This is a genomic window from Streptomyces sp. KLMMK (genome assembly GCF_036961605.1).
GTDB classification, from domain to species: Bacteria; Actinomycetota; Actinomycetes; order Streptomycetales; family Streptomycetaceae; genus Streptomyces; species Streptomyces telluris.
Genome location: NZ_JBAMDC010000485.1, coordinates 1 through 4,327, shown reverse-complemented (window position 1 = coordinate 4,327; position 4,327 = coordinate 1). Strand labels below are relative to the sequence as shown.

Genomic DNA, 4,327 nt, shown 5'->3' with positions numbered 1-4,327 from the left:
CACCGAGATCCTCTCCCTCGCCGCCGCCCCCGAGGTCGTCCTCCGCCGCGCCGACCTCGCCGGCACGCCCGCCGACGGCCTCGACGACGCCCTGGGCCGCGAGCGGGACGCCGCCGCCGACCGGCTCGACCCGGCCGCCGGCCTCGTTCTCGCCGCCACCTGGTGCGACCTGGGTCCGGACACCCCAGGACGGCTCGTGCTCGCCGTGCACCACCTCGCCGTCGACGGCGTCTCCTGGCGCATCCTGCTGCCCGACCTGCGCGACGCCTACGAGGGGCGCGAACTCGCCCCCGCAAGCACTCCGTTGCGCCGCTGGGCCCACGGTCTGAACGCCGCCGCCACCGGCGACGCCGTCCGCGCCCAGCTGCCGTTCTGGCAGGAGGTCCTCGCCCCGGGCGCAGGTCCCCTGCTCGGCAGGAGGGCCGTCGACCCGGCCCGGGACACCGCCGGCACCAGCCGCACCCTCCGCCTGACCCTGCCCGCCGCGCGCACCGCGCCGCTCCTCGACCGGGTGCCCGCCACCCGGCGCGCGGGCGTCGACCACGTGCTGCTCACCGGACTGGCCCTCGCGTTCGCCGGCCGCCGGCGCGACCTGCTGATCCGCATGGAGGGCCACGGCCGTCAGGACCACCTCGTGCCCGGCGCGGACACCGCCCGCACCGTCGGCTGGCTCACCAGCGAGTTCCCCGTACGCCTGAGCCTCGACGGCATCGACCTCGCCGACGCCGCGGCCGGCGGCGAGGCCGCGGGACGGGCGCTCGCCCTCGTCAAGGAACAGCTGCGCGCGCTGCCCGACGACGGCACCGGCTACGGCCTGCTGCGCCACCTCGACCCCGCAGCCCGCACCGTGCTCGCCGCGTACCCCGCCCCGCAGCTGCTCTTCAACTACCTCGGCCGGTTCACCACCGACGACAGCCCCTGGAGCCCTGCGGGCGACGCCTTCGCCGCGAGCGCGGACCCGGAGCTGCCCGCTCTCCACGCCCTGGAGATCGGCGCGTTCGTCCACGACCGGCCCGCGGGCCCCGAGCTGACCGCCGTCCTGACCTGGCCGGAGGGCGTTCTCACCGAGGACGCCGTGCGCGAGGTCGCCGACCGCTGGTTCCGCGCCCTCGACGCCCTGACCGCCTACGCCGCCCGCCCCGGCGCCGGCGGGCTCACCCCCTCCGACGTGCCGCTCGCCGGCATCGGCCAGGACGCCCTTGACCGCGTCCTGGCCGCCCGCCCCGGCACCGAGGACGTCCTGCCGCTCTCCCCGCTCCAGGACGGGCTCCTCTTCCACTCCCTCTACGAGACCGCCGCCGACGACCTGTACACCTCGGTCACCGGCCTGGACCTCACCGGCCCGCTGGACGAGGCTGCTCTGCGACGCGCCGTCGACGCCGTCGTGGAGCGCCACCCCGCCCTGCGCGCCGGCTTCGACCACACCAGCGCCGACCGCCCGCTGCAGACCGTCGCCGGGCAGGCCGCCGTCCCGTGGACCGTGCACGACCTCACCGGCACCCCGGCCGGCGCCCTCGACGCCGCCGTGGACGCCGTCGAGACCGCCGAGGCCACCGCGCCCTTCGACCTCACCCGGCCGCCCCTGCTGCGCTGCGCCCTGCTGCGCACGGGCGACGAGCGGCACCGCCTGGTCCTGACCCGCCATCACATCGTGATGGACGGCTGGTCCACGCCCGTCATGCTGCGCGAGATCATCAGCGCCTACGCGGCCGGCGGCGACGCCTCCGCCCTGCCGCCCGCCGCCTCCTACGCCGACCACCTGGCCTGGCTGGCCCGCCAGGACGACACCGGGCACGCCACCGCCTGGGCCGAGGCCCTCGACGGCCTGACCGCCCCCACCCTGCTCGCCGAGACCCTGGCCGCCGAGGCCACCGCGGACGGCGGCACGCGCGCCGGCGAGGTGGACCTGCCGCTGCCCGCGGAGACCGCCGCCGCGCTGACCGCGCTCGCCCGCAGCCACGGCCTGACCCTCAACACCCTCGTGCAGGGCGCCTGGGCCGTCCTGCTCAGCCGCCTCACCGGTCGCACGGACGTCGTCTTCGGCGCGACCGTCTCCGGCCGCCCCGCCGACGTGCCCGGCGTCGAGTCGATCGTCGGCCTGTTCAGCAACACCGTCCCCGTCCGCTTCGCCGTGGACGAGGACGAGACCGTCGCCGCCGCTCTCGTCCGCCTCCAGGAGCAGCAGTCGCGGCTGCTCGACCACCAGTACGCGGGCCTCGCCGGGATCCAGGCGCAGGCCGGGCTCGGCACCCTCTTCGACACCCTGCTCGTCTTCGAGAACTACCCCGTCGACCCCGACGAGCTCACCGCCGCCGACCCGTCCGGCCGCCCGGGCAGCCTGCGCGTCACCGGCATCGGCAACCGCGGCGCCACGCACTACCCGCTGACCGTCCTCACCCTCCCCGGAGACGCGCCACGCATCACCGTCGAGTACCGCCCGGACGCCTTCACCGCCGACCGGGCCGCCGACCTCGGCCGGCGCCTGCTGCGCCTGCTCGCCGCCATGGCGGACCGCCCGTCGGCCACCGTCGGCTCCCTCGACGTCCTCGACCCGGCCGAGCGGCGCACCCTCCTGCACACCTGGAACGCCACCGCGCGCGCCGTGCCCGAGGGCACCGTCGTCGACGCCTTCGAGGCCCAGGTGGCAGCGACCCCCGGTGAGACCGCCGTCGTCCACGGCGACCGGCACTGGACGTACGCCGAACTCGACGCCCGCGCCGACGCGTTCGCCCGCCGCCTCGCCGCCCTGGGCGCAGGCCCGGACGCGGTCGTGGCCCTGGCCCTGCCCCGCTCGGCGGAGCTCGTCGCCGCCGTCCTCGGCACGCTCAAGTCCGGCGCCGCCTACCTGCCCGTGGACCTCGACCACCCGGCCGAGCGCGTCGCCCTGATGCTGGAGGACGCCGCACCCCTCGCGGTCCTGACGACCCGTCCGACCGCAGGGCGCCTGCCCGTCCTGACCGGGGACGGCTTCACGACGCTGTACGCGGAGGACGTCGCGGACGGCATCGCGGACGGCACGTCCGACGCCGCGGACGCCACCCCGCGGCGGCCCGCCCCCGGCGACCTCGCCTACGTCATCCACACCTCCGGCTCCACCGGCCGCCCCAAGGGCGTCCAGGTGCCGCACCGCGGCCTGGTCAACATGCTCGACCACCACCGCTCCACCGTCTTCGCCCGCGCGGTCGAGGCCGCCGGAGGCCGCCGTCTGCGCGCCGCGCACACGGCCTCGTTCTCCTTCGACTCCTCCTGGGAGCAGCTGCTCTGGCTCATCTGCGGCCACGAACTCCACGTCTACGACGAGGAGCTGCGCCGCGACCCGCAGGCGCTGGCCGCCCGGCTGCGCGCCGACCGCATCGACACCCTCGACGTCACCCCGTCCTTCGGCCGGCAGCTCGTCGAATGGGGCCTGCTCGACGGCGGCCGTCATGGCGAAGGCGCCGCAGGCGACGGCCACCGCCCCGTCCTCTTCCTCCTCGGCGGCGAAGCCGTCGACGACGCCCTGTGGACCCGCATCCGCGAGACGGAGGGCGTCATCGGCCACAACTTCTACGGCCCCACCGAATACACCGTCGACACCCTCGGCGCCGCGCTGGACGACAGCCCCACCCCGTTCGTGGGCCGCCCCATCGCCAACACCCGCGTCTACGTCCTCGACGCCCGCCTGCGGCCCGTCCCGGCCGGCGTCCCCGGCGAGCTGTACATCGCCGGCCCCGGTCTGGCCCGCGGCTACGGCGATCGCCCCGCGCTGACCGCCGCCCGTTTCGTCGCCGACCCGTTCACCGGCAGCGGCGAGCGCATGTACCGCACCGGCGACGTCGTCCGGTGGCGCGCGGACGGCACCCTGGACTACCTCGGCCGCGACGACGACCAGGTCAAGATCCGCGGCTTCCGCGTCGAGACCGGTGAGATCGAAGCCGCCCTGAACGACCTGGAGGCCGTCGCCCAGGCGGCCGTGCTCGCCCGGGAGACCGGCAGCGGCGCCAAGCGCCTCGTCGCCTATGTCGCCCCCGTGCCCGGCGCCTGCGCCGACCCCGCCGCGCTGCGGGCCGCGCTCGCCGCGCGCCTGCCCGAGTACATGGTCCCGTCGGCCGTCGTCGTCCTCGACGCGCTGCCCCTCAACGTCAACGGCAAGCTCGACCGCCGGGCCCTGCCCGAGCCCGGTGCCGCCGACTTCGCCGCCGGCGGCACCGGTGGGCGCGCACCGCGCGACGAGCGCGAGGCCCTGGTGTGCGGCGCGTTCGCGAGCGTCCTCGGCCTGCCCGCCGTCGGCGCCGACGACGACTTCTTCGCCCTCGGCGGCCACTCCCTGCTGGCCACCCGCCTCGTC

At 76.8% G+C, this 4,327-nt stretch carries 1 protein-coding gene; it reads left to right on the top strand.

From position 1 onward, the window contains the following. Positions 1–4,327: amino acid adenylation domain-containing protein (locus V7793_RS34135; protein ID WP_336013573.1), on the top strand; the 4,327-nt coding region annotated here is incomplete at both ends.